Genomic DNA, 25757 nt, shown 5'->3' with positions numbered 1-25757 from the left:
GCATGCAGCCGGCGGGCCCCGGCGCGTGTCCGGCACCCGCACGCCCCGCCCTCGGCAACGCCCCTGCGCGCTTTGTCCGATCGGCACTGGCACGCCCCTGCCACCCCGCGGACCGCGTATGCTCACAGGCTCACCACACGCCCCGGGTTTCGCCTCCGCCCGGGACTTTGGGAGGATCGTCCCCATGTCCGGTTCCCATCGCGCCTCCGTCCACCACCGCCCGGCCGACGTGCCGGGCCCCCGCAGCAGTGCGGACGGACAGGCACCACGGCCGCGCGGACACCGGCGCAAGGCCAAGCCGAAGCGCCGCGGCGGCAAGGCGCTGATGGGCGGTACGGCGGTGCTGCTGGCCGCCGCAGCGGGCTGGTTCACCGTCGGCCAGGGCCGGGCCCTCCCCTCGTTCACCAGCGCCGGCGCACCCGAGCGCCCCGAGGCCGACGTGGCGCGGGCCGACATCGCCCCGATGTCGGCCGGCGGGCACACCGAGGGCCCGGCCGCCGCGGACCGCTCCGACCGCACCGACGGCACCGTGGCCGTCATCCCGGGCCTCGGCCCGTCCTTCCTGGCGAAGATCCCCGCCGAGACCACCCAGGTCGTGGTGGCCTCCGGCAAGGGCAAGGACGCCGCCGACACCACCGTCACGCTCTGGACGCGCACCGTGGACGGCCGCTGGAAGCCCGGCCAGGCCTGGGCCGGCCACAACGGCTACAAGGGCTGGGCCGAGCAGAAGCGGGCCGGCGACCTGCACAGCCCGATCGGCGTCTTCGGGCTCACCGACGCCGGCGGTCGCAAGGCCGACCCGGGCAGCAAGCTGCCCTACGACAAGGACCCGGGCTTCGTGGTCGGCGGCAAGGGCTTCAACGGCGAACCGCTGGCGGGCTCCTTCGACTACGTGGTGGCGATCAACTACAACCGGGTGGCCGGGCGCTCCCCGCTCGACACCGCCTCCCCGGAGGGCAAGGCCAAGGGCGGCGGCGTCTGGCTGCACGTCGACCACGGCGGCCCCACCCACGCCTGCATCTCGCTGCCCGAGGCGAACATGATCGAACTGATCCGCGCCCTCGACCCGGCGGCCCACCCGGTGATCGCGATGGGCGACGCGGCCACGCTGGCCACCTGACCCAGACGAGGCGACCGTGCGGCCCGGCCCGTACGGATTGCGGGGAGTTGTCACCCTTCTACAGCCAAATCACCCGGATACTGTGCCGGTGCGTCACCGGGCGACCCGTCGGTAACCCGGTTGAGTTGATGTATGACCGCCTCCCGCATCGTGTCGCTCGGCCACTACCAGCCGCCCAAGGTCCTCACCAACGACGACCTGGCGAAGCTGGTCGACACCGACGACGAGTGGATCCGCTCCCGGGTGGGCATCCGCACCAGGCACATCGCGGTCGACGAGACGCTGGTCGACCTCGCCACCGAGGCGGCCCAGAAGGCGCTCGCGGCCAGTGGCCGGCAGGCCCACGAGGTGGACCTCGTCGTGGTCGCCACCTGCACCGCGATCGAGCGCAGCCCCAACACGGCCGCGGCGGTCGCCGCCCGGCTCGGGGTCACCGCCCCCGCGGCGTACGACATCAACACCGTCTGCTCCGGCTTCTCCTACGCGCTGGCCACCGCGGACCACGCGATCCGGGCCGGCGCCGCCACCCGCGCGCTGGTGATCGGCGCCGAGCGGATGTCCGACACCATCGACTGGACGGACCGCTCCACCTGTGTGATCTTCGGCGACGGCGCCGGCGCGGCGGTCGTGGAGGCCGTCCCGGACGAGCAGGCGGGCATCGGCCCGGTGGTGTGGGGCTCGGAGCCCGAGAAGGGCGACGCGGTGGTCATCACCGGCTGGGACCCGACCATCAGCCAGCAGGGCCAGGCGGTGTTCCGCTGGGCCACCACGCAGATCGCCCCGCTGGCCCGGGAGACCTGCCGCAGGGCCGGCCTCGAACCCTCCGAGCTCCGCGGCTTCGTCGCCCACCAGGCCAACCTGCGGATCATCGACGCCATCGCCGCCAAGCTCGGCGCGGGCCCCGACACGGTGATCGCCCGCGACGTGGTGGACTCCGGCAACACCTCGGCCGCCTCCATCCCGCTCGCGCTCAGCAAGCTGGTCGAGCGCGGCGAGCTCCGCTCCGGCGACCCGGTGCTGCTCTTCGGCTTCGGCGGCGGCCTCGCCTACGCCGGCCAGGTGGTGCGCTGCCCGTAGGGCCTGACAGGACAGCGCAGTGGGGCGCCGGAATCCGAGGATTCCGGCGCCCCACTGCTGCTCGGGCACGTCACGGTGCGTCGGCGAACCTCCCCCGAGGACACGGCCGCCGCCCGCCACGCCCCGGACAGGAGGCCGGGGCGCACGTGCGATGTGGACGGTGGTGGTGGAGCCGTACTACTTGGGCGGCTTCCTGCCCACGACACCCAGGTAGACCTGGAGCGCGAGGTTGGGCTTGAGGTCCTTCACCTTCACGCCCCAGGAGGTGAAGGCCTTCTGGTGCTCCGCCGCGGAGGCGAGCAGGGAGACCAGCGAGCCGGCCACCGCGGCCGGGTCGACCGTCTTGTCGGTCTTGCCCTGGTTCGCCCGTACCGCTTCGGTCAGCGGTCCGACCACCGAGTTGAGGACCTTCATGCGGATCTTGAAGAACCGTTTGTCCCCTTCGGCAGCACCGAGAGTCACCACGCGAAGAATGGCATCGTTCTTGCGCCAGAAGGCGAGGAAACCGTCCACCAGTTCTTCCGAAGTGGCAGCACCGGTCTTTCCCGCCCAGGACTTTCCTTCGACGAGCTCTTTGAGCCCGCCGCTGTCCTCGGCCATTTCCTCTGCGATCTCGAGGACTGCGCCCTCGACATCCGGGAAGTACTGGTAGAAGGTCGCGGGGGAGGTACCCGCCATACGGGCGACGTCGATGACCTTGACGTCCCGGTAAGGCGACGTGCTGAGCATCTCGCGGAGGCAGTCGAGCAGCTTCTGCCGCGTCTCCTGTCCGCGTCGCCCGGCGACGCGACCGTCGACGGTGCGAACTTGTCCTGTCATGCCGTCAGCTTACCGCGGCACGATCTTGGCGCGATTCGGTGATGCGACAATTAGGCCGCCCGGGGTGGTAATGGAGCGCTCGGACGGATATTCAACGCTCCCCTTGTAGCCCCCCCGTGCACTGATGACCCCACAGCGTGACGGCCGGTCTGCTGAGGGGTGGTCGGATGACAGGCAGTGATCGCCGGACGGGCCTCCCGTACCCGCCCGCCCGTCCCCTCCGGAGCGTGCCCCGGTGGTGCGGAGGGCGCGTCCGGGGCGCCGTCGGGCGCCGCTCCGCGCCCCGGCGGTGCGGTTCGCGGCGCACGCTTCGTGCGCGCCCGGTGCGGACGCCGCCCGTCCGGAACACTGCGCCCGCGCGCCGCGGGCGGGGGAGATTGGCTCCCGGGGGCCGGGCATTGGAGAATCGGGGGCGCACCCCGGACGGGGGACGGCACAACGGGGAGGTGGCAGCTCAGTGGACCAGCTGACGGCGCACGATCCAAGGCGGATCGGGCCCTTCGAGGTGCTGGGGCGGCTCGGCGCGGGCGGAATGGGCCTGGTCTACCTGGCGCGCTCCGCCTCGGGCCGCAGGGTCGCCATCAAGACCGTGCGCACAGAGCTGGCCGAGGACGACCTGTTCCGGGTCCGCTTCGCCCGCGAGATCGCCGCCGCCAAGACGGTCGGCGGGTTCTACACCGCCGCCGTGGTCGACGCCGACGCGGACGCCCGGGTGCCCTGGCTCGCCACCGCCTACGTCCCCGCGCCCTCGCTGGAGGACCTGGTCAACCACTGCGGCCCGCTGCCGGTGGACGCCGTCCGCTGGCTGGTCGCCGGCATCGCCGAGGCGCTGCAGTCGATCCACGCGGCCGGGCTGGTGCACCGCGACCTGAAGCCGTCCAACGTGCTGGTGGTCGAGGACGGCCCCCGGGTGATCGACTTCGGCATTGCGGCCGGCGTCTCGCACACCCGGCTCACCATGACCAACGTCGCGGTCGGCACCCCCGCCTACATGTCGCCCGAGCAGGCCAGGGACAGCCGCAGCGTCACCGGCGCCAGCGACGTCTTCTCGCTCGGCTCGCTGCTGGTCTTCTGCGCCACCGGCCACCCCCCGTACCGCGGCGCCAACCCGGTCGAGACGGTGTTCCAGCTGCTGCGCGAGCAGCCCGACCTCTCCGGGCTGCCGGTCGAGCTGATCGAGCTCGTCCGGGCCTGCATGCGGCCCGCGCCCGAGCACCGGCCGACGCCCGCGCAGATCCAGGCCGAGCTCGCCCCGCACCTCTTCTCCCGCGACGACGCGCAGGGCGACGCCGGGGACTGGCTGCCGCCCAGCGCCCTCCAGCTGATCGAGCAGAAGCGCGGCCGCCGCTCGGTGGCCCCGCCGGTCGCCCCGCCGCCCGCCCCCGCGCCCGTCCTGCCGCCGCAGCCCTCGGCGCCCCCCGCGGACAGCGGCCACGGCTCGCTCGGCGGCGAGGCCGCCACCGAGCGGATCGCCCCGCGCCGCCGCCCGGCCGGCGAGGAGGTGCAGCTCTCCGGCGGCCCCGTCCGGATAGGGCCGGGCCCGCGGGCCGACCAGTCCTCCGCCGGTCAGTCCGGCGTGGTGCCGGCCGCACCGGCCGCCACCGACTGGGTGCGCCGCGCCCAGGTGCCGCCGCCCGCGCCCGCGCCGCGCTGGCGGCCCTGGCGGTTCCGGATGTCGAACGACGTCTGGGGCACCCCGGTGGTCGCCGACGGCACGCTGTTCGTCTCCAGCTTCGAGGTGCACGCGCTGGACATCGCCTCCGGCGAGCGGCGCTGGAAGACCCGCGACGTCGCCTGGGCGCTCGCGGTGGCCGACGGCAGGGTGCACGCCGCCGACGGCCCGCACCTGTACACCGTCGACGTCGCCGACGGCACCGAGCGCTGGCGCAACTCCCTGGACGGCTGGGTCTACTCGCTGGACGCCGCCGACGGGGTGCTCTGCTGCGGCATCAGGGGCGGCGGCGTGCAACTGCGTTCGGCCGCCAACGGCGCCGAACTGTGGCGCGCCGACGACGCCCAGCAGGACTACGAGAACCCGCAGTCCGGCCCGGCCCTGATCGGCGGCTCCGCCTACTACTACGGCGGCGGCCGGCTGCGCTGCGTGGACCCGCGCGGCGGCGGGCTGCGCTGGTCGTTCCCGGTCGGAGAGGACGTGCCCTCCCGCCCGGTCGAGCGCGGCGGCGTGCTGTACGTCACCGCCGGGCCCCGGGTGCACGCGCTGGACGCCGCCACCGGTGCCGAGCGCTGGCGCTTCGACGCGCCGGTGGTGCTCTTCACCCCGCCCGCACCGGACGCCTCCGCCGTGTACGTCGCCGACTACCTCGGCACGCTGTACGCCGTCGACCTGGCCACCGGGCGGGAGCGCTGGCGCGGGCGGACGGGCAGCCGGCAGGGCGCCGAGCCGGCCGTCGTCGCGGACACCGCGGTGCTGCTCGGCTCGGGGGAGACCCTGTACGCCTTCGACACCGCCACCGGGCGGGAGCGCTGGCGCTACGCCGCCCGCGGCGAGATCGTCGGCTCGCCGGCGGTCGCCGACGGCCTGGTGCACGTCGGCAGCCGGGACCACTCCCTGCACACCATCGACCTGGTGACCGGGCGGCTCCGCTGGGAGCTCGGCACCAAGGGCGAGCTCACCGGCTCGCCGGTGGCCGTCGCCGGGCGGGTGTTCGCGGGCAGCAAGGACCGCTGCGTGTACGCGCTGGACTCCTACTACGGCACCGCGGTGCCGCAGTAGGAGCCGGGCTCACAGACCGGGGTGGCGGGCGCGCCAGCCCGCCCAGGCGGACTCGATCATCTCGTCGACGCCGTACCGGGCCGACCAGCCGAGCTCCTTGCGGATGAGGTCGGCGGCGGCGACCACCCGGGCCGGGTCGCCGGGGCGGCGCGGGGTGATCTCGGGCGTGGTGCCGAGGCCGGTGACGCGGGCCACGGCGTCCAGCATGCCGCGGACGGAGACGCCCTCGCCGCGGCCGATGTTCAGGGTCATGCTGACCGGGTCGCCGGAGGCGTCCAGCCGGCGGACGGCGGCCAGGTGGGCGGCGGCCACGTCGTCCACGTGGATGTAGTCGCGGATGCAGGTGCCGTCCGGCGTCGGGTAGTCGTCGCCGAAGACCAGCGGCGGCAGGCCGTCGGTGAGCCGCTGGAAGACCATCGGCACCAGGTTGGTCACCCCGTCGTCGGCCAGCTCGGGGGAGGCCGCGCCGGCCACGTTGAAGTAGCGCAGCGAGACGGTGGACAGGCCGTACGCCTTCGCCGCGGCGGCGAGCATCCACTCGCCGACCAGCTTGGTCTCGCCGTACGGGTTGATCGGCGCGCACGGGGTCTCCTCGGTCACCAGGTCGGTGTCCGGCATGCCGTAGACCGCGGCCGAGGAGGAGAACAGCACCTTCCGGACGCCGCCGGCGACGGCCGCGTCCAGCACCGTCCGCAGACCCTCGACGTTCTCCCGGTAGTAGAGCAGCGGCTCCTCGACCGACTCGCCGACCTGCTTCTTGGCGGCGATGTGCAGCACACCGGTGACGCCGTGCTCGCGGACGGCCGCGTCCAGCAGGGCCCGGTCGAGGGTGGAGCCGACCACCAGCGGCACCCCGGCGGGCAGGCGGCCGGCCGAGCCGGAGCTCAGGTCGTCGACGACGACCACCCGCTCGCCCGCCTCGGCGAGCTGCCGCACGACATGTCCGCCGATGTATCCGGCGCCGCCCGTGATCAACCAAGTCATGCCGAGATCCTATGCGGCGGTGTTCGAACCGGGCGGGAGCGGCGGGCACGGTGTCGGCCGGGTGCTTCCGACCCGAGTTATCCGACACCCTGATAAGTACGGTCCGGTACGATCGCAGCCGGTTGTCGTCAGCGGGAGGAGCAGGTCGCGGGATGACCGCCAGCACTCCCGGCCCCGCGCCCAGCACGACTCCGCAGGTCAGCGTCGTGGTGATCGTCTTCGACGACGCGGCGCACATCGCCGATGCCGTGCGTTCGGCGCTCTCCCAGGGGGACGCCGTCGCCGAGGTCGTGGTGGTCGACGACGCCTCCACCGATGCCACTCCGGAGCGCCTGGCGAGGCTCGCCGCCGCCGATCCGAGAGTGAGAGTCGTCACGCGGACGGAGAACAGCGGCGGCTGCGGCACCCCCCGCAACCAGGGCCTCGCCGCCGCCCGCTCGCCGTACGTGATGCTGCTGGACAGTGACGACGTGCTCGCCCCGGACGCCGTCCGGCTGCTGCTGGAGACCGCCGTCGCCGAGCAGGCCGAGGTCGTCGCCGGGGTGTGCGTCCGGCGGGAGCTGCCGGCCGGCACCGACACCCCCTGGCAGCGCGACCTCTTCCCCGCGGTCGGCGCACCGCCCCGGCGCTACGACGGCATCGGCGAGCGGCCCGACTTCCTCCGCGACACCCTCTGCGTCAACAAGCTCTACCAGCGGGACTTCCTGGAGAAGCACCAGGTGAGGTTCGCGGAGGGCCCGGTGCACTACGAGGACTTCGCCTTCACCGCCCGGCTCTACGCGGCCCGGCCGCGGCTGGTCGCGGTCGGCGACACCGTGTACCTGTGGCACGTCCGCCGGGAGGCCGGGCGGCAGTCGATCTCGCTGCGGCGCGACGAGGTCCGCAACTGGCAGGACCGGGTGGACGCGCACGCCGATGTGGTGCGCATCCTCGCCGAGGCCGGCGAACCGGGCCTGGCCGACGCCGCCCGCACCAAGTTCATCGACCACGACCTGCGGATGTACATCCGGGAGATGCGGCAGAAGCCCGCCGCCTACCGGGCCGCCTGGTGGCGGATCGCCCGCGCCCACCTGGCCGGATTCGGCACCGACCCGCTGCTCGGCGCCAGCCCGGCCGGCCGCTGGCTGAGCGAGCTGCTGCTGGCCCGCCCCGAGCCGGTCGAGGGCACCGACCTGGCCCGCGCCTGCGAACTCGCCGCGACCCCGCCCCGGCTCGCCCCGCCCTACCTCGCCGACGAGGACGGCCGGCCGCTGCTGGCCGAGGGCGTGCCGCTCACCGGCCTCGACGAGCTGCCCCCGTCCCGGCTGCCGCTGGCCGTCGACGGCACGGTGCGGCTCGGCCCGGTCTGCAGCGTCCGGCTGCGGGTGCACGACCCGTACGGGCTGGTCTCCGCGGCCGACCCGGTCGACGCCCGGCTCGAACTGCGCACCCGGCTCGGCCCGCCGCTGACCGTCCGCCGCCCGCTGGAACTCGCCGCCCACCCCGACGGCGGCTGGACGGCCGAGACCGCCGTGGACGCCTTCGAACTGCGGGACGTCGGCGAGATGACCGCCTGGTCGCTGCGGGTCGTGCTGTCCTTCGAGGGCGGCGGCCGCGCCGCCACCACCGTCCGCGCCCCGGGCCTCGGCAAGCGGCACGCGATCGTCCACCGGCCGCTGCTGCGCTTCGCCCTGGTGCAGGCGTACGGCACCACCAACGGCGAGCTCGGCCTGCGGGTCGCCGACGGCGTGCGCGGCGGCTGGGAGGTCGTCCGGGCCCGGCTCCGGCGGCTGCTGGCCCGCCTCGGCTGAGGACGAACGGCCCACCCCGGCACGGCGTACCGCGGCCCGGGGAGCGCCCGGGGGACGGGGCACTCCCCGGGCGGTGGGAGAATTCATGGGATTCACACGAAGCCGTGGTCCCATCGGCAGAGCCGGAACGGCAGAGTCGGACGGCCCCGGCAGGCACCTTCGGCACCACCCGACGACAAGGACCCCCGCTCCATGCCCTCCAGTCAGGCGCAGCCGCTGGTCAGCGTCATCGTGATCGTCTACAACGACGCCGCCCGGCTGCCCCGGGCGGTGGCCTCCGCCCTCGGGCAGTCGCTGCGCGGCCTGGAGGTGCTGATCGTCGACGACTGCTCGACCGACGACAGCTTCGCCGTGGCCCGGCGCCTGGAGCGGGAGAACCCGGGGCGCGTGCGGGCCCTGCAGCTGCCCGCCAACAGCGGCGGCTGCGGTGCGCCGCGCAACCACGGTGTCGCCGAGGCCCGCGGCGAGTACGTGATGTTCCTCGACAGCGACGACGAGCTCGCCGAGCACGCCGCCCGCAACCTGTACGAGGCGGGCTCGCGGACCGGTGCCGACCTGGTCTCCGGCCTCAGCGTGCGGCGCTTCCTCGGCAACCGGCACGGCAAGACCGACGCCTGGTACCCGTGGATCTACTCGCGCACCCGCACCCTGGACTCCATCGCCGAGCTGCCCGACCTGCTGGTGTGGGACACCCTCTCCACGAACAAGGCCTACCGCCGGACCTTCCTCGCCGAGCACGCGCTGACCTTCCCGGTCGGCATCCTCTACGAGGACCTGCTCTTCTCCTCGCAGGCGTACCTCGCCGCCGAGCGGATCACCCTGATCCCCAACCGGGTCTACTGGTGGGACGTCGCCCCGCCGAGCAAGGGCGAGCGCTCGCTCTCCAACCGCCGCCACGAGATCCGCAACTTCACCGACCGGCTGGAGATCCACCGCCGGATCGACGCGATGCTCGCCGACCGCGGCATGGTCGAGCTGAAGTACCGCAAGGACGTGAAGTTCCTCAAGCACGACCTGGTGCTGCACCTGCGCGACCTGCCCTTCCTGCCGGAGGACTTCCGCAAGGAGTTCGCCGAGCACGCCCGCGGCTACCTGGCCGGGCTCGCCCCGGAGGCGTACGAGGAGGTCGGCAGCCCGCAGCGGATCTGCGCCTACCTGCTCGGGCAGGACGACTGGGACAACCTGCTGCCCGCCGTCGACACCCTGATCAACCGGGACAAGCTCGCCGCCCCGCTCACCGAGCAGGACGGCCGGGTGTACTTCTGCGCCGAGCACCTCGACGACCCCGAGGGCCGCAAGGTGCTCGACGTCACCGCGCACGGCTACCACGCGGCACCGCTGCGCAAGCTGTTCCTGCGCAACCGGCTCACCGGCTACGCGGCCGGCCCGCAGGGCATCGAGCTGGCCGGGCGGATCGTCAACCCGCTCGGCCGTGTCCCGGCCGACGCCGGGCTCGCCGCCCGGCTGGACTTCTCGCCCCGCCGCAAGGGCATGAAGTCGTTCTCCTTCCCGGTCGCCGAGGTCCGCCACGACGGCGACGGCATCGCCTGGCGGGCCACCGCCGACATCGCCCGCAAGCTGCGCCCGCTCGGCGTGCTGGACGCCGTCTGGGACGTCCGCCTGGTGCTGACCGCCAACGGCGAGCGCACCACCACCCGGCTCACCGTCGGCGACATCGACCTCGCCGCGGCCGCCGCCCCCGCCGTCCGCCCCCGGCTGACCAGGCTCACCGGCGACCGCCTCGCCCCGCACGCCACCGCCCGCGGCCACCTCGCCTTCGAGCTCGCCGCGGAGGGCGCGGCCGCCCGGCGCGGCACCGACCTCGTCGAGCGCGCGCTGCGCGGGGAGGCCTCGGCGGTCGCCAACGCCGCCGCCGACCGGGCCCGGCGCACCGCCCGCGGTGCGCTGCAGCTCAAGCGCACCCTGAACAACGGCGACACCAAGCTGAAGGTCTACCACCGGCTGCTGCAGCGGTTGCCCGTGGTCAAGGGCCAGGTCGTCTTCGAGAGCCAGCAGGGCCTGCAGTTCAGCGACAGCCCCCGCGCGGTCTACGAGGAGCTGGTGCGCCGCGGTGCGCCGATGAAGCCGGTCTGGTCGTACGCCAAGTCCACCGAGGGGTTCCCGTCCGGCGCGACGCTGGTGCGCCGCTGGTCCTGGCAGTACCTGCGGGCACTGGCCCAGGCCGAGTTCTGGGTGGACAACCAGGGGTACCCGTACCGGCTGCGCAAGCGGCCCGAGACCACGTACATCCAGACCTGGCACGGCTCGGCGCTCAAGAAGATGGGCTTCGACCTGGCCTCGCTGAAGCGGCAGACGCCGGCCCAGCAGGCCGAGTACCTCGCCGGGCTGGACCGCTTCGACCACTTCGTCGTCCGCTCCGAGCACGACGTGCGCACCCTGGCGCCCGCGTACCGGATCGGCGAGGAGCGGCTGCTGCGCACCGGCTACCCGCGCAACGACGTGCTGCTTCGCGAGGACGCGGCGAAGGACCGGCACCGGCAGCTCGGCATCGACCTGTCGAAGCCGGTGGTGCTCTACGCGCCGACCTTCCGGGCGGACGCCCGCGGCAAGGTGCGCGCCTTCGAGCTGCCCTTCGACGTGGAGGAGTTCGCCGACCGCTTCGGCGACCGGCTGACCCTGCTGGTGCGCTGCCACTACCTGAACCGGGTGGTGCTGCCGCGCCTTCGAGCTGCCCTTCGACGTGGAGGAGTTCGCCGACCGCTTCGGCGACCGGCTGACCCTGCTGGTGCGCTGCCACTACCTGAACCGGGTGGTGCTGCCGCCGTCCGTCCGCGGCCGGGTGGTGGACGTCTCCGACGTCCAGGACGTCACCCCGCTCTACCAGCTGTCGGACGCGCTGGTCACCGACTACTCCTCCCTGATGTTCGACTACGCGCTGCTCGACCGGCCGATGCTGTTCTTCGCCTACGACTGGGAGGAGTACGCCGAGGACGTCCGCGGCACCTACTTCGACCTGCTGCGCGAGGCACCGGGCCCGGTGCTCCGGGACGCCGGCGAGCTGTTCGCCGCGCTGGAGGAGCTGGAGGCCACCGGCAAGGAGTACGCGGACCGCCGCCGCGAGTTCGCGGCGGCGTACGGCGAGTACGACCGGGGCGACGCCGCGGCCCGGATCGCCGACCTGATGTTCGGCCCGGAGCCGGGCGGCGGGCCGGGCCGGCAGACACGGGGCGAGCAGGCGCAGGGCGGGCCCGGGCAGGGCGGACAGGACCAGCAGGACCAGCACGAGCGGGAGACCGTCCGGTGAATCGCGACATCTTCATCGTCAGCAACAGCGTCGACGAACTGGGCGGCGTCTCCAGCTGGTCGCACCGGATGGCCGAGCTGCTCACCGGCCGCGGCCACCGGGTGGAGCTGATCGGCATCACCCCGGCGGTGCTGCACAAGGACTTCGGCGACGGCCTCCCGTACGGGATGACCACCCTCTACGACGCGCAGCCGCCGGCCGCCTGGACGCCGAAGTACCCGTGGCAGCAGCTGGACGTCGCGGCCAGGCGGCGGAACGCCGCCCGCGAGGCCGGGATGCGCGGGGCCGCCGAGCGGATGAGCGCGATGTTCCGCGCCGCCCGGCCGGGCGCCGTGGTGATCGTCACCCAGGTGTGGGCGATGGAGTGGGTGGCGCTGGCCGACCTGAAGGGCCTTCAGGTCATCGGCATGAGCCACGAGTCCTTCGAGACCTGCCGGGCCTCCTCCCGGTTCGCCCGGGTGCAGCGGTACTACGCGGACGTGGACCGCCTGGTGGTGCTCACCGACGAGGACGCGGACGCCTGGATCCGCCAGGGCATGAACTCCACCTGCGGCATCCCCAACCCGCTGCCGTTCCCGGTGCCGGAGACGGTCGCCCCGGCCGACCGCACCGTCGTCTCGATCGGCCGGCTCGCCCAGGAGAAGGGCGTCGACCTGCTGCTGGAGACCTGGGCCGAGGCGGTCTGTGACCGGCCCGGCTGGCAGCTGAAGATCTACGGCCTCGGCGAGGAGGAGGAGGCGCTGCGCGCGCAGTGCACCGACCTCGGCCTGGACGGCTCGGTCGAGTTCTGCGGCCGGACGGACGACGTGCCCGGGGCACTCGCCGGCGCCGGAATCTTCGTGCTCTCCTCGCGCGGTGAGGGCTTCCCGATCTCGCTGATGGAGGCGATGGCCTGCGGCGTGCCGTGCGTGGCCTTCGACTGCGCCCCCGGCGTGCACGAGATCGTCCGGGACGGCGAGGACGGCCTGCTCGCCCCGGTCGGCAACACCTCCGCGCTGGCCCGCCAGCTCGGCCGGCTGATGGACGACCGGGAGCTGCGGGACACGATGGGGGAGCGGGCCCGCGAGGCGATCGTGCGCTTCTCGCCGGACCGGGTGCTCGACCGCTGGGAGGAGCTGTTCGCCCTGCTGGAGGCGTGAATCGCGGGCGGGGCCCGTTCTTCGGGCGCGCCGCGGCGGCGAACCGGACATACAGCTGAAATGCTGACAAAGCCAGCTTGATCGCCGCGCCCGCGCACAGCCTCGGGAGGAGACCCCGGTGCGCCCCAAGAAGGAACCCACCCGACCGTCCCCGGCCGGCCCGCGACCCACCGGGCCGAGGCTCCGGGTGCCGCCCGGCGGCTGACACCCGCCCATCCGGGCCGGGCCCGGCGGCCGTACCGCGCAAGGGAGGCGGCCGTCGGGCCCTCCAACGCGCCGGACGGTCAGGCCCGCCCCGCGCGGGTGCGCCACGGCAGCTCCACGGTGACCGTGGTCGGACCGCCCTCCGGGCTCTCCACCAGGAACACCCCGTCCACCGCGCCGACCCGCTCGGTCAGCCCGGCCAGCCCGCTGCCCCGGGCCGGATCGGCCCCGCCCCGGCCGTCGTCCCGCACCAGCAGCATCAACCGGTCGTCGGACCGCCAGACGTCCACCGCCGCGGACCGGGCCCCGGCGTGCTTGGAGATGTTCACCAGCAGCTCGCTCACCGTGAAGTAGGCGATCCCCTCCACCGCGGCGTCCGGCCGCTCCCCGTCCTTCAGGTCGACGTTCACCTTCACCCCGCCGGGCACCGTGCAGCGCGCCGCCACCGCGGAGAGCGCCGCGTCCAGCCCGCGGTCGGTCAGCACCGCGGGGTGGATGCCGCGGGCCAGGTCGCGCAGCTCCTGCAGGGCGATCTTCACCTCGCCGTGCGCCGCGTCCACCATCCGCGCGGCCGCGGCCACGTCCTCGGGCGTGGTGGTCTCGTACAGCCGCTCCTTGGCCATGCCCAGGTCCATCGCCAGCGCCACCAGCCGGGCCTGGGCGCCGTCGTGCAGGTCCCGCTCGATCCGGCGCAGGTCGGCCGCGGCGGTGTCGACCACCGCACCGCGGTCGTCCTCCAGCTCCCGCACCCGCTCGGTCAGCGCGGCCGGGCAGAGCAGGCTGCCCACCAGCATCCGGTCCACCGCCGCCAGGCCGCGCACCGCCCACGGCAGCACCGGCCAGCCCACCAGCACCAGCACCAGCGCCAGCGCGAAACCGAGGATCCCCCAGGGCAGCAGCAGGATGCCGTACAGCACCGAGCGCCAGCTCAGCCCGTCCGTCAGGCAGGCGATCACCCAGCCCGACATCCCCGGCCGGGTGACCACCAGCGGGCCGGCCTCCGGCACCTCCGAGCCCAGCGCGGCACGGGCCCGCCGCCGGGCCAGCGAACCCAGCCAACGGCTGCCCGCCAGACCGCAGGCCAGCAGCGGCAGCCCCACCACCGTCACCGCCAGGCCGAGGCCGACGCTGAGCATCACCACCGTGAAGACGAACCCGGCGATCCCCAGCGGCAGGTTCACCAGCAGGTGCTGCACCTGCAGCCACAGCTGCCGCCCGTACGGGGAGGGGCGGGACACCCCGGCCCCGTCCTCGACCCGCTCCTCCACTGCGCACACCCGCCCTTTCGACGGACTCCGCCGCCTCACCGGTCAGCGGGCCCGGCGCACCGCTGCGGGCACCAGCATCGCGGTCCCGGGCACCGCCGCGCCATGGGGCTGGGTGCCCTCCCCGGACGGGGGTTATCCCCACCCCGCGGCACCGGGCCCGAGGCCGCGTCCCACGGGCCGGTGTCCAGCATGCGTCTTGCGGACCGGGCAGGTTCAGGAGTAGACGGGCGGTGCACTTAGACTCACGCCTGAGCAATGGTTATGGGTGTGTAAAGAGATCGGACCCCGCCGCGGGACGGCGGGCCCGGCCGATGTGGAGGCGAACGCATGGAGGGGCAGCTGGCTGCTGCCGGCACTGCCGCGGGCAGTGGCTACTTCGACGCGTACGCGGCGGTGGGGCTGCTGACCGTCGTCGGCGTGCTGTTCGTCGCGGTGTCGTTCACCGCCAACCGCCTGCTGCGCCCGGTGGTGTACTCGCCGGAGAAGCTGCTGGCGTACGAGTGCGGAGTGGACCCGGTCGGCGAGGGGTGGGCGCACACCCACATCCGCTACTACGTCTATGCGTTCCTCTACGTGATCTTCGCGGTCGACGCGATCTACCTCTTCCCCTGGGCGACGGTCTTCGCCGCCGCGGGGTACGGGGCAGCGACGCTGGTGGAGATGTTCGTCTTCATCGGCTTCCTCGCGGTCGGACTGCTCTACGCCTGGAAGAAGGGCGTTCTGGAATGGACGTGACCCACGCCCACGGGCACGGCGGCAACGGCCCCGTTCCGCTCGGCATCCCCGACCCGGCCAGGCCCGGCGCCGTCGAACCGCGCCGGCTCGGCCCGCTGGCCCGGCTCGCGCCGGACCCGGTCAAGGTGGTCCTCAACTGGGGCCGCCGCTACAGCCTCTGGTGCTTCAACTTCGGCCTCGCCTGCTGCGCGATCGAGTTCATCGCCGCGTCGATGGCCAAGCACGACTTCATCCGGATGGGAGTCATCCCGTTCGCGCCCGGCCCGCGCCAGGCCGACCTGATGATCGTCTCGGGCACCGTCACCGACAAGATGGCCCCGGCCGTCAAGCGCCTGTACGAGCAGATGCCGGAGCCCAAGTACGTCATCTCCTTCGGCGCCTGCTCCAACTCCGGCGGGCCGTACTGGGACTCCTACTCCGTCACCAAGGGCGTGGACCAGATCATCCCGGTCGACGTCTACGTGCCGGGCTGCCCGCCGCGGCCCGAGGCGCTGCTCCAGGGCATCCTCAAGCTCCAGGAGAAGATCGCCGCCGAGTCGCTGCCGCAGCGCTACGCCGCGCCCGCCTCCGCGCTCCGCCGCGGGCTGGTCGCCGGACCGGAGGGCGCGAAGTGAGCACTCCCGACCAGCCGGGCGCCGAGCCGGTGCCGGGCACCGAGCCCACCCCTGCCGCCGAGACGCCGGCCGCCGACGCACCTGCCGCCGAGCCGACCCCGGCCGAGCGGACGGCCGCCGCGATCGGCTCCTGGGCCACCGCCGCCGAGGCGTACGGCCTGCTGACCGTCGACGTCCCCGCCGAGCACTGGATCGAGGCGCTCACGGCTGCCCGCGACAGCCTCGGACTCAGCTACTTCGACTGGCTGAGCGCCGTCGACGAGCTCGCCGAGGGCTTCTCCGTCTCGGCCCACCTCGCCGACGTCGCCCACCCCGGCGCCGTCCGCCACCTGCTGGTGCGCACCCGGGTGCCGCGCGAGAAGGCCGCCCTGCCCACCGCCGTCGGCGTCTACGCCGGCGCGGCCTGGCACGAGCGGGAGACCCACGAGATGTTCGGCATCGACTTCGCCGACCACCCGCACCTGGTCACCCTGCTGCTGCCGGACGGCTTCGAGGGCCACCCGCTGCGCAAGGAATTCGTGCTCGCCGCCCGCGTCGCCAAGGCCTGGCCCGGCGCCAAGGAGCCCGGCGAGTCCGACCACGGCGAGGGCCCGGCCCGCCGCAAGATGCAGCCCGCCGGCGTGCCCGACCCCAACGAGTGGGGCCCGCTCAAGGGCACCCTGCCGCCGGTCGCCGAGCGTCCGGCCCGCGCCGCCCGCACCCCGCGCGCGGCCGGTGCCGGCCCGCGTGCGGCGGCCGCCGGCGCAGGCCCCCGTGCGGCCGCCGCCGGTGCCGAGGGCGCCCCCGTGCGCGCCGACCGGCCGCGGCGGACCCGCTCGATCAGCGAGGGCTCGGTCAGCCAGGCCGCCGCCCCGGCCGAGCCCGGGGCGCCGACCGCGCCGGACGCGCCGGCGGCACCCGCCGCACCCGCCGAGGAGCGGCCGCGCCGCACCGCCCGGACGCAGTCCTCGGACGCGCCCTGGCACGCACCCGTCCCGGCCCACGACGAGGCCACGGCGAAGCCCGAGGTCCCCGCGGAGCCGGCGAAGCCCGAGCCGGCGAAGCCCGAGCCCGCAGAGGCCGAGCAGGCCGGGCCCGAGACCCCGCAGACCCCCACCCAGGACGGAGACGGCGCGTGAACCTGATCGACACGCTGCTGCGCTGCGTCGCCACCCTGGTCGTCTTCCTGGTGCTGCCGCTGGTGATCGGCCAGACCGAGCACAAGGTGATGGCGCACATGCAGGGCCGCCTCGGCCCGATGTACGCGGGCGGCTTCCACGGCTGGGCCCAGCTCGTCGCCGACGGCGTCAAGTTCGCGCAGAAGGAGGACGTCGTCCCGGCCGGTGCCGACCGGCGGGTCTTCCAGCTGGCGCCCGCCGTCTCGCTGCTGCCCTACCTGCTGGTGCTGCTGGCGATCCCGATCGGCCCGGACGGCTTCGTCGGCCAGGCGATCGACGCCGGCATCTTCTTCGTGCTGGCCGTGATGGGCATCGGCGTGCTCGGATCGCTGATGGCGGGCTGGGCGTCGGCCAACAAGTTCTCGCTGCTGGGCGGCCTGCGCACGGCGGCCCAGCTGATGTCGTACGAGCTGCCGATGCTGCTGGCCGCCGCCTCGGTGGCGATGGCCGCCGGCACGGTGGCGCTGCCCGGGATCGTGGACGCCTTCCACTGGTGGTGGATCCCGTGGCAGGCGATCGGCGCCTTCGTCTTCTTCACGGCGGGCCTCGCCGAGCTCCAGCGCCCCCCGTTCGACATGCCGATCGCCGACTCGGAGATCATCTTCGGCGCGTACACCGAGTACACCGGCCTGCGCTTCGCGCTGTTCCTGCTGTCCGAGTACGCGGGCATCGTGGTGGTCGCCGGCCTGACCACGGTGCTGTTCCTCGGCGGCTGGCACGGCCCGTTCGAAGACTCGCTCGGCTGGCTGTGGACGCTGCTCAAGACGTTCGCGCTGGCCTTCGTGGTGATCTGGCTCCGGGTCACCTACCCGCGGCTTCGCGAGGACCAGCTGATGCGCTTCGCGTGGACGGTGCTCATCCCGCTCGCGCTCGTCCAGCTGGCCCTCACCGGCATCGTCAAGGTGGCGATCTCCTGATGGCTCTCAACATCCCCGGCACCGGCCTGGCCAAGGGCCTCGCCGTCACCCTGCGGACCATGACGCGGAAGTCCGTCACCGCGCAGTACCCCGAGGTGCAGCCCGTCCTGCCGCCGCGCTCCCGCGGCGTCATCGCGCTGCTGGAGGAGAACTGCACGGTCTGCATGCTCTGCGCCCGCGAGTGCCCGGACTGGTGCATCTACATCGACTCCCACAAGGAGACGCTGCCCGCGGCCGACCCGAACGCCCGCGCCCGCACCCGCAACGTGCTGGACCGCTTCGCGATCGACTTCTCGCTCTGCATGTACTGCGGCATCTGCATCGAGGTCTGCCCCTTCGACGCGCTGTTCTGGTCCCCGGAGTTCGAGTACGCGGAGACCGACATCCTCGACCTCACCCACGAGCGGGAGCGGCTGCGCGAGTGGATGTGGACGGTGCCCGCACCGCCCGCCCTCGACCCCGCCGCCGAGGAGCCCAAGGAGGTCGCCACCGCCCGCAAGGCGGCCGAGAAGCTGGCCGCCGCGGCCGCGCAGGAGGGTGAGGACGCATGAGCACCCTGCTCGCCGCCGCCGGCTCGCTGGAGCCGGCCTCCCGCTCCTTCCTCTCCCCGACCGGGGCCGAGGTGGTCTTCCTGCTCGTCGGCCTGGTCGTGCTCGGCTCCGCCGTGGTCTCGGTGACCACCAAGCAGCTGGTGCACGCCGCGCTGTGGCTGGTCGTCGCGCTCGGCGGGCTCGCCGTGGAGTTCCTGCTGCTCACCGCGGAGTTCATCGCCTGGGTGCAGGTGCTGATCTACCTCGGCTCGGTGGTCGTCCTGGTGCTCTTCGGACTGATGCTCACCCGGGCGCCGATCGGCCGCTCGCCGGACGCCGACTCCGGCAACCGCTGGGCCGCCCTGGCGGTGGCGCTGGCCGCGGCCGGCACCCTGGTCACCCTGGTCGCGGACGCCTTCCGCACCAGCTGGATCGACCTCACGGCCGGCGGCGGCTCCACCCGCGCCACCGGCGAGTACCTCTTCCGCCACTGGGTGCTGCCCTTCGAGGCGCTGTCGGTGCTGCTGCTGGCCGCCCTGGTCGGCGCGATCGTGCTCTCCCGCAGCACCTCCGGCACGCTGCCCCGGCCGCGCGCCGGCAAGCTGCGCGCAGGCAAGCCCGTCGGCCGACCCGGCGCCCCCGCGGCGCCCGCCCCGTCCACCGCCCCGACCGCCCCCGCGCAGGAGCGCTGACGCCGATGCACCTCGTCTACCCAGCCGTCCTCGCCGCGCTGCTGTTCAGCGTCGGCGTCTACGGCGTGCTCGCCCGGCGCAACGTCGTCCTGGTGCTGATGTCCGTCGAGCTGATGCTCAACGCCGTCAACCTCAACCTCGTCGCCTTCGACGCCTGGCTGCGCGACGCCGTGCACGCCGGGCAGGCGCTCACCCTCTTCACCATCACGGTGGCCGCCGCCGAGATCGGCCTCGGCCTCGCCATCGTGCTGCTCGTCTTCCGCACCCGCCGCACCGCCGACGTCGACCGGCTCACCGTGCTCGGCGACCCGTCCGAGGCAGCCCCCGACGCTGCCGCCGCCGAGCCGGAGGGCCAGGCCGCATGAACCTCGCCCTGCCGATCCTCGTCCCCGCCCTGCCCGCGCTCGGCGCGGCCGCCGGCCTCGCCACCGGCAAGAGGTTCCCCGGCCTCGCCCGGCCGCTGGCCGTCCTGCCGGTCGCCGTCTCCGCGGTGCTCGCCGTGGTCGTCGCCGTGCAGCTCGGCACCGGGCAGAGCCTGGACGCCGCCACCCGGCTCACCCCGACCGGCGGCCCCGACATCTCGCTCGCGCTCCACCTGGACGGCTTCTCCGTCCTGATCTCGCTGCTGGTCGGCCTGGTCGCCACCCTGGTGCAGATCTACTCCACCGCCTACCTGAAGGGCGACCCCCGCTACCCCTCGTACGCGGCGCTGGTCTCGCTGTTCACCGCGGCGATGTTCCTGGTGCTCTACTCCGGCGACCTGATCGTGCTGCTGGTCGCCTGGGAGATCATGGGCATCTGCTCGTACTTCCTGATCGGCCACCACTGGGAGACCGAGGACGCCCGCTCCGCCTCGCTCAAGGCCTTCCTGGTCACCAAGCTCGGCGACGTGCCGTTCGTGTTCGGCATCTTCGCGCTCGGCGCGGACGCCGGCAGCTTCCGGATCACCGACGTGCTGGCAGCCGCGACCGAGGGGCGGATCGGCCACCCCACGCTGATCGCGCTGCTGCTGCTCGGCGGCGTGGCCGGCAAGAGCGCGCAGTTCCCGCTGCACACCTGGCTCCCCGACGCGATGGCCGGCCCCACCCCGGTCTCCGCCCTGATCCACGCCGCGACCATGGTCGCGGCCGGCATCTACCTGGTCGCCCGGCTGATGCCGGTCTTCCTGCTCTCCGCCGCCGCCCTGGTGGTGCTGGCCGTGATGGCCGCCGTCACCATGGTCGGCTCGGCGCTCTGCGCCCTCGCCCAGGACGACCTCAAGCGGGTGCTCGCCTACTCGACCGTCGGCCAGCTCGGCTACATGGCCGGCGCCCTGGCCTCCGGCGACCGCGACTCCGCCGTCTTCTACCTGGTCGGCCACGGCGTCTTCAAGGCGCTGCTGTTCCTCACCGCCGGTGTGGTCATCCACGCCGCGCACACCAACTCCATCTCGGCGATGTCCAGGATGCCGGGGCTGCGCAAGCGCGTCCCCGACGCCTACTGGGCGATGGGCATCGGCCTGGTCGCCCTGATGGGCCTGCCGCCGTTCACCGGCTTCTTCTCCAAGGAGTCGGTGTTCACCGCCGCCGAGCACGCCGCCCACGGCGAGGCGCTCACCCGCGGCGCCGGCCCGGCCTCCGCGGTGCCCGAGGCGGCCGGCTGGATCGTCCTGGTCACGGCCTGCCTGACCGCCCTGCTCACCGCCGCCTACTCGACCCGGATGTGGCTGGTCGCCTTCCACGGCCGCGCCGCCGGGGCACCCGCCGCGGCGGAGGCCGCCGCCGCACCCGCCGCCGGCGCCCCGTACTCGCCCGAGATCGACGAGGCCGACCCGGCCACCGCCGAGCCCGCCGCGATGCGCTGGCCGCTGTGGGTGCTCGCCGTCCCGGCCATGGGCTTCGGCCTGCTCGGGCTGCGCGACGACTGGCTGCCCTCGCTGCTCGACGGCGGCTCGCTGCGGCCCACCGTCACCACCTCGGTGCTCGGCACCGGCCTCGCCCTGGCCGGCATCCTGATCGCCTACGCCGCCTGGCGGACCGCCGGCGCCCGGCAGGCCGCCCGCCCCGCCGCAGAGGGCGCGCCGGCCGACCCCGGCCGCCTGCTGCTCGGCCCGGTGTACCGCTTCGCCCAGCACGGCTTCGGCGTGGACCGGCTGTACAGCGCCCTGTTCGTCCGCCCGACCGCGGCCGCCGCCCGGCTGGTGAACTTCCTCGACCGCGAGGTGGTGGAGACGTACGTGCGCGGGGCCGGCACCGGAGCCAACGCCCTCGGGTGGCTGGTGCGCCGCGCCCAGAACGGCAACGCACAGGCCTACCTGAACGCCCTGCTCGCCGGGGCCGTCCTGCTCGCCGTCCTGGTGGCGGTCGGATCATGACCCGTACGCACCCGCCCCGTCCCGCCGCAGCACGAACCTGGAGCACCCGGTGAACGCAGTCCTCATCGCCCTCCTGCTGCTGCCGCTGGCCGGCGCCGCGGCCACCCTCGTCCCGTTCGGGGCGGACCGCGCCGCCGCCGACCGCCGCGCCCTGTGGTTCGGCACCGGCGTCACCGGCGCCACCCTGGCGCTCGCCGTCGCCCTCGCGATCGGCTTCGACCAGGACCGCCCCGGCGTGATGCAGGCCGTCACCGACGTCCGCTGGATCCCGGCGATCGACGTCCGGCTGCACCTCGGCGTCGACGGCATCTCGCTGCCGCTGCTCGTCCTCACCGCCCTGCTCACCTTCCTCTGCGCGCTGTACTCCACCCGCCGGCTGCCCGCCGGCGAGGGCGTGCCCTCCGTGCAGTCCTTCACCGGCCTGCTGCTCCTGCTGGAGGTCGGCATGCTGGCGACCTTCGCGGTGCTCGACCTGGTGCTGTTCTTCGTGGCGTTCGAGGTCGTGCTGATCCCGATGTACTTCCTGATCGCCCGCTGGGGCAGCGGCGCCAAGGTGCCGGCCGCCAACCGGTTCATCCTCTACACGCTGCTCGGCTCGGCCGTGATGCTGCTCGGCTTCCTGCTGATCGGCTTCAAGGCCGGCACCTTCGACATGACCCGGCTCGCCGCCGCCCACGGCGAGGGCCTGACCCACACCACCCAGGTCGTCGCGGGCCTCGCGATCCTGGTCGGCCTCGCCGTGAAGGCGCCCGCCTGGCCACTGCACAGCTGGCTGCCGGACGCGCACACCGCGGCGCCCACCGTCGGCTCGGTGCTGCTCGCCGGCGTCCTGCTGAAGATGGGCACCTACGGCCTCGTCCGGGTGCTGCTGCCGATCGTCCCCGAGGGCGCAGAGACCTACGCGCCCTACCTCGGCGCGTTCGCCGCGGTCGGCATCGTCTACGGCTCGCTGGCCTGCCTCGCACTGGCCCGGCAGGGCGCCAAGGGCGACCTCAAGCGTCTGATCGCCTACTCCTCGGTCGGCCACATGGGCTTCGTGCTGCTCGGCATCGCCACCCTCACCCCGGCCGGGGTGAACGGCGCGCTGTACGGCAACATCGCCCACGGTCTGATCACCGGCCTGCTGTTCTTCCTCGTCGGCGCGATCAAGGACCGCTACGGCACCTCCGACCTGGACACCCTGGCCGGCGCCACCGGCGCCGCCCTGTACGGCCGGGCCCCGCGGATCGGCGCCCTGCTCGCCTTCGCCGCCGTCGCCAGCCTCGGCCTGCCCGGCCTGGCCGGCTTCTGGGGCGAGCTGCTCGCCATGTTCGGCGCCTTCGAGCCGGCCGCCGGCCTCTCCCGGCCCGCCTTCGTGACGTACATGGTGCTGGCCGGCACCGGCACCCTGCTGACCGCCGGCTACCTGCTGGTCGTCGTCCGCCGGGTCTGCATGGGCGACCCGAAGCAGCCCGCCCTCGTCGCCGACCTGCCCGACATCAAGGCGTACGAGGCCGCCAGCTGGACGCCGCTGGCCGCGCTCACCCTGGTCGCCGGCGTCTGGCCCGCCCTGCTGCTCAGCCTGTCCGACCCGGCCGTCAAGCACCTGCTCGGGGGTGGCTGAGCCGTGATCAGCACCCCGCTCGGATCTCCTCCCCTGGGGCAGCCCGCCATGAACCCAATCGCCGTCGCCGACCCCGGCGGCCTCATCCAGTCCGTCGACTGGGTGGCCGTCGCGCCGCCGCTGGTCGCGGCGCTCGCCGCACTCGCCGTGCTGGTCGCGGACCTCTTCCTGCCGGCCGGCCGGAAGCGCGTCCTGGGCTGGGCCTCGGCCGCGGGCCTGGTGCTCGCGCTGGCCTCGCTGCTGCCGCTGGTGCGCGGCGACGCCCGCTCGACCTTCTGCCTGAAGGCCGCGGGCGGGGCGTGCAGCTACACCGCCGACAACTTCGCGCTGGCCTTCCAGCTGCTCGCGCTCGGCGGCGCACTGATCGCCGTCCTGCTGTCGCTGCACACCGTCGACGAGGAGAAGCTGCCCGGCGGCGAGTACTGGTTCCTGCTGCTGAGCAGCGCCGCCGGCGCCGCCCTGCTGCCCGCCTCGCGCGACCTGGCGACCCTGATCATCGCGCTGGAGGTCGCCTCGCTCCCGGCCTTCGCGCTGGTCGCGCTGCGCCGTGACGGCCGGGGCGCCGAGGGCGCGATGAAGTTCTTCCTCTCCTCGGTCACCGCCACCGCCGTCATGCTGCTCGGCGTCGGCTTCGTGTACGCCGCGACCGGCTCGATCCACCTCGTGCCGATCGCCGAGGGGCTGGCCCGCGTGCCGGGGCAGCTGAAGCCGCTGGCCGAGGCGGGCGCCGTGCTCACCATGGTCGGCTTCGCCTTCAAGGTCGCGGCGGTGCCGTTCCACTTCTGGCTGCCCGACACCTACACCAGCGCACCGATCCCGGTCGCCGGCTACCTCTCGGTGGTCGGCAAGGCGGCCGGCCTGGCCGGCCTCGCCCTGGTCACCTCCATCGCCTTCCACCCGTACGGGGACACCTGGGGCCTGGTGCTCGCGGTGCTGGCCGCGCTCACCATGACGGCCGGCAACGTGGCCGCCCTGCGGCAGCGCGGCGACACCCCGCACAGCGCGGTGCGGATGCTCGCCTGGTCCTCGGTGGCCCAGGCCGGCTACCTGCTCGTCCCGCTGGCCGCCGCCGGCTACCGGGGCACACCGCAGCCGCTGGGCGCCACCGTCGCCTACGCGCTGATCTACGGCGTGGTGAACCTCGGCGCCTTCGGCGTGGTCGGCGCGGTGGCCCGCACCGCCGGCACCCGGCTGGACGACCACCGCGGTCTGTTCGCCCGCGGCCGCTGGAGCGCCCTGGCGATGGCCTTCTTCCTGCTCTGCCTGGCCGGCCTGCCGCCCGGCGTGATCGGCCTGTTCGGCAAGGTCGTGGTCTTCCAGGCCGCCGTCGACGCCAAGCTCGGCTGGCTGGCCGTGGTGATGGCGGTCAACGTGGTGATCGCCCTCTACTACTACCTGCTGTGGACGGCCCGGCTGTTCGCCCCCGCGGGCGACGCGGCCGAGGTCCGCGCGGCCCGCACCCCCGGCCCGCTGGCGGCCGCCCTGGCCCTCACCGGCTGCGGCGCGGTGGTGCTCTCGGTGGCTCCGCAGCTGGTCCTGCAGGTGGTCGGCGGCAGCCTCTTCTGACCCTCCGAGGTGCACCCGGGCGGACCGCCCGGCGTGCGCCGGGGAACGAACGACCGGCATCCTTCCGTTGATTCCCACGAGGGTGCCGCCACCGGGCTCCCCACCGCACCACCACGGAGGGCCAGCCGTGCACCGCCAGCACAACGGGTTGAGGACGGCCGTACTTCTCGGCGGCCTGTCGGCGCTGATCCTCCTGATCGGCAGCTTCTTCGGCCGCACCGGCCTGCTGGTCGCCCTGGTGATCGCGATCCTCACCAACGCCTACGCGTACTGGAACAGCGACAAGCTCGCCCTGAGGGCGATGCGGGCCCGCCCGGTGAGCGAGATCGAGGCCCCGCAGCTGTACCGGATCGTCCGGGAGCTCTCCACCTCGGCCCGCCAGCCGATGCCCAGGCTGTACATCTCGCCGACCCCGGCACCCAACGCCTTCGCCACCGGCCGCAACCCGCGCAACGCCGCGGTCTGCTGCACCGACGGCATCCTGCAGCTGCTCGACGAGCGGGAGCTGCGCGGTGTCCTCGGCCACGAGCTCAGCCACGTCTACAACCGGGACATCCTGATCTCCTCGGTCGCCGGCGCCCTGGCCTCCGTGGTGATGTTCCTGGTCAACTTCGCCTGGCTGATCCCGATCGGCCGCAGCGACGACGACGAGGGCCCCGGCCTGGTCGGCATGCTGTTCATCATCGTCCTCGGGCCGATCGCCGCCGCGCTGATCCAGCTCGCGGTGAGCCGCTCCCGCGAGTACCAGGCCGACGCCGACGGCGCCCGCATCACCGGCGACCCGCTCGCCCTGGCCAGTGCCCTCCGCAAGCTGGAGGCCGGCACCCAGCGCCTGCCGCTGCCCCCCGAGCCGCAGCTGGAGACCGCCAGCCACATGATGATCGCCAACCCGTTCCGCCCCGGCGAGTTCGGCACCAAGCTCTTCTCCACCCACCCCCCGATGCGCGAGCGCATCTCCCGCCTGGAGCGCATGGCCGGGCGCTGAGGGGGAGGGCGGTCAATTCAGGGGCGCGTGGGGGCACCTCCCGGCCGAAGGCTGGGGGAGAACTGCGCAGTCCGGGTGCGGCCGTCACTACGGCACGGGTCAACCCATGATCTTTACGGTGGCCCGCATCCGAATCGCGCAGTTCCCCGCGCCCCCGGGTGATCCCCACGTCCTAAGCGAAGCGGGTGACACCGCCGCGTGTCCC

General features: G+C 73.9%; 20 protein-coding genes and 1 pseudogene. 18 read left to right on the top strand and 3 right to left on the bottom strand.

Annotation, left to right across the window (positions count from 1 at the left end; all coding sequences use genetic code 11):
* Window positions 1-184: 184 nt before the first annotated feature.
* Together ACQ614_RS15655 and ACQ614_RS15650 are read left to right on the top strand one after the other, a co-directional pair.
* The gene (locus ACQ614_RS15655; RefSeq protein WP_431679179.1) at window positions 185-1120 is read left to right on the top strand and encodes a L,D-transpeptidase family protein; all 936 of its coding nucleotides are present in this window, start codon (window positions 185-187) and stop codon (window positions 1118-1120) included.
* Between the two features lie 132 nt (window positions 1121-1252).
* Window positions 1253-2197, top strand: coding sequence for a beta-ketoacyl-ACP synthase III (locus tag ACQ614_RS15650; RefSeq protein ID WP_363492131.1), 945 nt, complete (start codon window positions 1253-1255; stop codon window positions 2195-2197).
* A 177-nt stretch (window positions 2198-2374) separates the two neighbouring features.
* Here ACQ614_RS15650 and ACQ614_RS15645 read toward each other — a convergent pair whose 3' ends face one another.
* A complete protein-coding gene (locus tag ACQ614_RS15645; protein WP_431679178.1) occupies window positions 2375-3016 on the bottom strand; it encodes a TetR family transcriptional regulator in 642 nt (213 codons plus the stop codon).
* Window positions 3017-3473: 457 nt separating this feature from the next.
* On the opposite strand from ACQ614_RS15645, the gene ACQ614_RS15640 reads away from it, so the two are divergent.
* Window positions 3474-5750 carry a serine/threonine-protein kinase gene (locus ACQ614_RS15640; protein ID WP_431679177.1) on the top strand — a complete coding sequence of 759 codons (2277 nt, stop codon included), beginning with the start codon at window positions 3474-3476 and terminating at the stop codon, window positions 5748-5750.
* Window positions 5751-5759: 9 nt separating this feature from the next.
* Here the strand turns inward: ACQ614_RS15640 and galE are convergent, their stop codons facing one another.
* Window positions 5760-6734: a UDP-glucose 4-epimerase GalE gene (gene galE / locus ACQ614_RS15635; protein WP_431679176.1), complete on the bottom strand. Its 975-nt coding sequence runs from the start codon at window positions 6732-6734 to the stop codon at window positions 5760-5762.
* A gap of 152 nt (window positions 6735-6886) precedes the next feature.
* On the opposite strand from galE, the gene ACQ614_RS15630 reads away from it, so the two are divergent.
* The 4 genes and pseudogenes from ACQ614_RS15630 to ACQ614_RS15615 all read left to right on the top strand — a co-directional run bounded on the left by ACQ614_RS15630 (window position 6887) and on the right by ACQ614_RS15615 (window position 12928).
* Window positions 6887-8524: a glycosyltransferase gene (locus ACQ614_RS15630; RefSeq protein WP_431679175.1), complete on the top strand. Its 1638-nt coding sequence runs from the start codon at window positions 6887-6889 to the stop codon at window positions 8522-8524.
* A gap of 192 nt (window positions 8525-8716) precedes the next feature.
* Window positions 8717-11128: pseudogene (locus ACQ614_RS15625) on the top strand (bifunctional glycosyltransferase/CDP-glycerol:glycerophosphate glycerophosphotransferase); the annotation flags it as partial.
* Between the two features lie 97 nt (window positions 11129-11225).
* A complete protein-coding gene (locus ACQ614_RS15620; protein ID WP_431683934.1) occupies window positions 11226-11789 on the top strand; it encodes a CDP-glycerol glycerophosphotransferase family protein in 564 nt (187 codons plus the stop codon).
* The gene (locus ACQ614_RS15615; protein ID WP_431683933.1) at window positions 11786-12928 is read left to right on the top strand and encodes a glycosyltransferase family 4 protein; all 1143 of its coding nucleotides are present in this window, start codon (window positions 11786-11788) and stop codon (window positions 12926-12928) included. Before ACQ614_RS15620 ends, ACQ614_RS15615 begins: the two co-directional genes overlap by 4 nt.
* A gap of 284 nt (window positions 12929-13212) precedes the next feature.
* On the opposite strand, the gene ACQ614_RS15610 is transcribed toward ACQ614_RS15615, so the two are convergent.
* Window positions 13213-14400, bottom strand: coding sequence for a sensor histidine kinase (locus ACQ614_RS15610; protein ID WP_431679174.1), 1188 nt, complete (start codon window positions 14398-14400; stop codon window positions 13213-13215).
* A 327-nt stretch (window positions 14401-14727) separates the two neighbouring features.
* Between ACQ614_RS15610 and ACQ614_RS15605 the strand changes: the two genes are divergently transcribed.
* The 11 genes from ACQ614_RS15605 to htpX all read left to right on the top strand — a co-directional run bounded on the left by ACQ614_RS15605 (window position 14728) and on the right by htpX (window position 25552).
* On the top strand, window positions 14728-15135 hold the full coding sequence (locus ACQ614_RS15605) for an NADH-quinone oxidoreductase subunit A (protein ID WP_431679172.1): 408 nt from the start codon (window positions 14728-14730) through the stop codon (window positions 15133-15135).
* Window positions 15126-15749: an NADH-quinone oxidoreductase subunit B gene (locus ACQ614_RS15600; protein WP_431679171.1), complete on the top strand. Its 624-nt coding sequence runs from the start codon at window positions 15126-15128 to the stop codon at window positions 15747-15749. Before ACQ614_RS15605 ends, ACQ614_RS15600 begins: the two co-directional genes overlap by 10 nt.
* A complete protein-coding gene (locus tag ACQ614_RS15595) occupies window positions 15746-16867 on the top strand; it encodes an NADH-quinone oxidoreductase subunit C (RefSeq protein WP_431679170.1) in 1122 nt (373 codons plus the stop codon). The genes ACQ614_RS15600 and ACQ614_RS15595 overlap by 4 nt, the downstream gene beginning before the upstream one ends.
* A 2-nt stretch (window positions 16868-16869) precedes the next feature.
* Window positions 16870-17823 carry an NADH-quinone oxidoreductase subunit NuoH gene (nuoH, locus tag ACQ614_RS15590; protein ID WP_431683932.1) on the top strand — a complete coding sequence of 318 codons (954 nt, stop codon included), beginning with the start codon at window positions 16870-16872 and terminating at the stop codon, window positions 17821-17823.
* The gene (locus ACQ614_RS15585) at window positions 17823-18374 is read left to right on the top strand and encodes a NuoI/complex I 23 kDa subunit family protein (protein WP_431679169.1); all 552 of its coding nucleotides are present in this window, start codon (window positions 17823-17825) and stop codon (window positions 18372-18374) included. The genes nuoH and ACQ614_RS15585 overlap by 1 nt, the downstream gene beginning before the upstream one ends.
* Window positions 18371-19045 (top strand): NADH-quinone oxidoreductase subunit J family protein, encoded by a 675-nt coding sequence (locus tag ACQ614_RS15580; RefSeq protein ID WP_431679168.1) that lies wholly within the window; start codon window positions 18371-18373, stop codon window positions 19043-19045. Before ACQ614_RS15585 ends, ACQ614_RS15580 begins: the two co-directional genes overlap by 4 nt.
* A 5-nt stretch (window positions 19046-19050) precedes the next feature.
* Entirely contained in the window at window positions 19051-19410 is a 360-nt protein-coding gene (gene nuoK / locus ACQ614_RS15575; protein ID WP_363492146.1) for an NADH-quinone oxidoreductase subunit NuoK, read from the top strand.
* The gene (locus ACQ614_RS15570; protein ID WP_431679167.1) at window positions 19407-21398 is read left to right on the top strand and encodes an NADH-quinone oxidoreductase subunit 5 family protein; all 1992 of its coding nucleotides are present in this window, start codon (window positions 19407-19409) and stop codon (window positions 21396-21398) included. The genes nuoK and ACQ614_RS15570 overlap by 4 nt, the downstream gene beginning before the upstream one ends.
* Before the next feature lie 49 nt (window positions 21399-21447).
* Window positions 21448-23001, top strand: a complete 1554-nt coding sequence (locus ACQ614_RS15565; RefSeq protein ID WP_431679166.1) for a complex I subunit 4 family protein — start codon at window positions 21448-21450, stop codon at window positions 22999-23001.
* A 48-nt stretch (window positions 23002-23049) separates the two neighbouring features.
* Window positions 23050-24567, top strand: a complete 1518-nt coding sequence (locus ACQ614_RS15560; RefSeq protein WP_431679165.1) for an NADH-quinone oxidoreductase subunit N — start codon at window positions 23050-23052, stop codon at window positions 24565-24567.
* Window positions 24568-24694: 127 nt separating this feature from the next.
* Window positions 24695-25552 (top strand): zinc metalloprotease HtpX, encoded by an 858-nt coding sequence (htpX, locus tag ACQ614_RS15555; protein ID WP_431679164.1) that lies wholly within the window; start codon window positions 24695-24697, stop codon window positions 25550-25552.
* Window positions 25553-25757 lie beyond the last annotated feature (205 nt).

The sequence above is a fragment of the Kitasatospora dryopteridis genome (assembly GCF_050749075.1).
Classification (GTDB): Bacteria; Actinomycetota; Actinomycetes; order Streptomycetales; family Streptomycetaceae; genus Kitasatospora.
This window is presented reverse-complemented; position numbering and strand designations above follow the sequence as displayed.

What these genes read in the sequence shown, in the direction of transcription:
- ACQ614_RS15605 (WP_431679172.1), top strand. Translation starts at nt 14,728, where the DNA reads ATGGAGGGGCAGCTGGCTGCTGCCGGCACTGCCGCGGGCAGTGGCTAC.
- ACQ614_RS15650 (WP_363492131.1), top strand. Translation starts at nt 1,253, where the DNA reads ATGACCGCCTCCCGCATCGTGTCGCTCGGCCACTACCAGCCGCCCAAG.
- ACQ614_RS15585 (WP_431679169.1), top strand. Translation starts at nt 17,823, where the DNA reads ATGGCTCTCAACATCCCCGGCACCGGCCTGGCCAAGGGCCTCGCCGTC.
- ACQ614_RS15630 (WP_431679175.1), top strand. Translation starts at nt 6,887, where the DNA reads ATGACCGCCAGCACTCCCGGCCCCGCGCCCAGCACGACTCCGCAGGTC.
- ACQ614_RS15645 (WP_431679178.1), bottom strand. Translation starts at nt 3,016, where the DNA reads ATGACAGGACAAGTTCGCACCGTCGACGGTCGCGTCGCCGGGCGACGC.
- ACQ614_RS15560 (WP_431679165.1), top strand. Translation starts at nt 23,050, where the DNA reads ATGAACCCAATCGCCGTCGCCGACCCCGGCGGCCTCATCCAGTCCGTC.
- ACQ614_RS15580 (WP_431679168.1), top strand. Translation starts at nt 18,371, where the DNA reads ATGAGCACCCTGCTCGCCGCCGCCGGCTCGCTGGAGCCGGCCTCCCGC.
- ACQ614_RS15570 (WP_431679167.1), top strand. Translation starts at nt 19,407, where the DNA reads ATGAACCTCGCCCTGCCGATCCTCGTCCCCGCCCTGCCCGCGCTCGGC.
- nuoK (WP_363492146.1), top strand. Translation starts at nt 19,051, where the DNA reads ATGCACCTCGTCTACCCAGCCGTCCTCGCCGCGCTGCTGTTCAGCGTC.
- ACQ614_RS15655 (WP_431679179.1), top strand. Translation starts at nt 185, where the DNA reads ATGTCCGGTTCCCATCGCGCCTCCGTCCACCACCGCCCGGCCGACGTG.
- ACQ614_RS15600 (WP_431679171.1), top strand. Translation starts at nt 15,126, where the DNA reads ATGGACGTGACCCACGCCCACGGGCACGGCGGCAACGGCCCCGTTCCG.
- galE (WP_431679176.1), bottom strand. Translation starts at nt 6,734, where the DNA reads ATGACTTGGTTGATCACGGGCGGCGCCGGATACATCGGCGGACATGTC.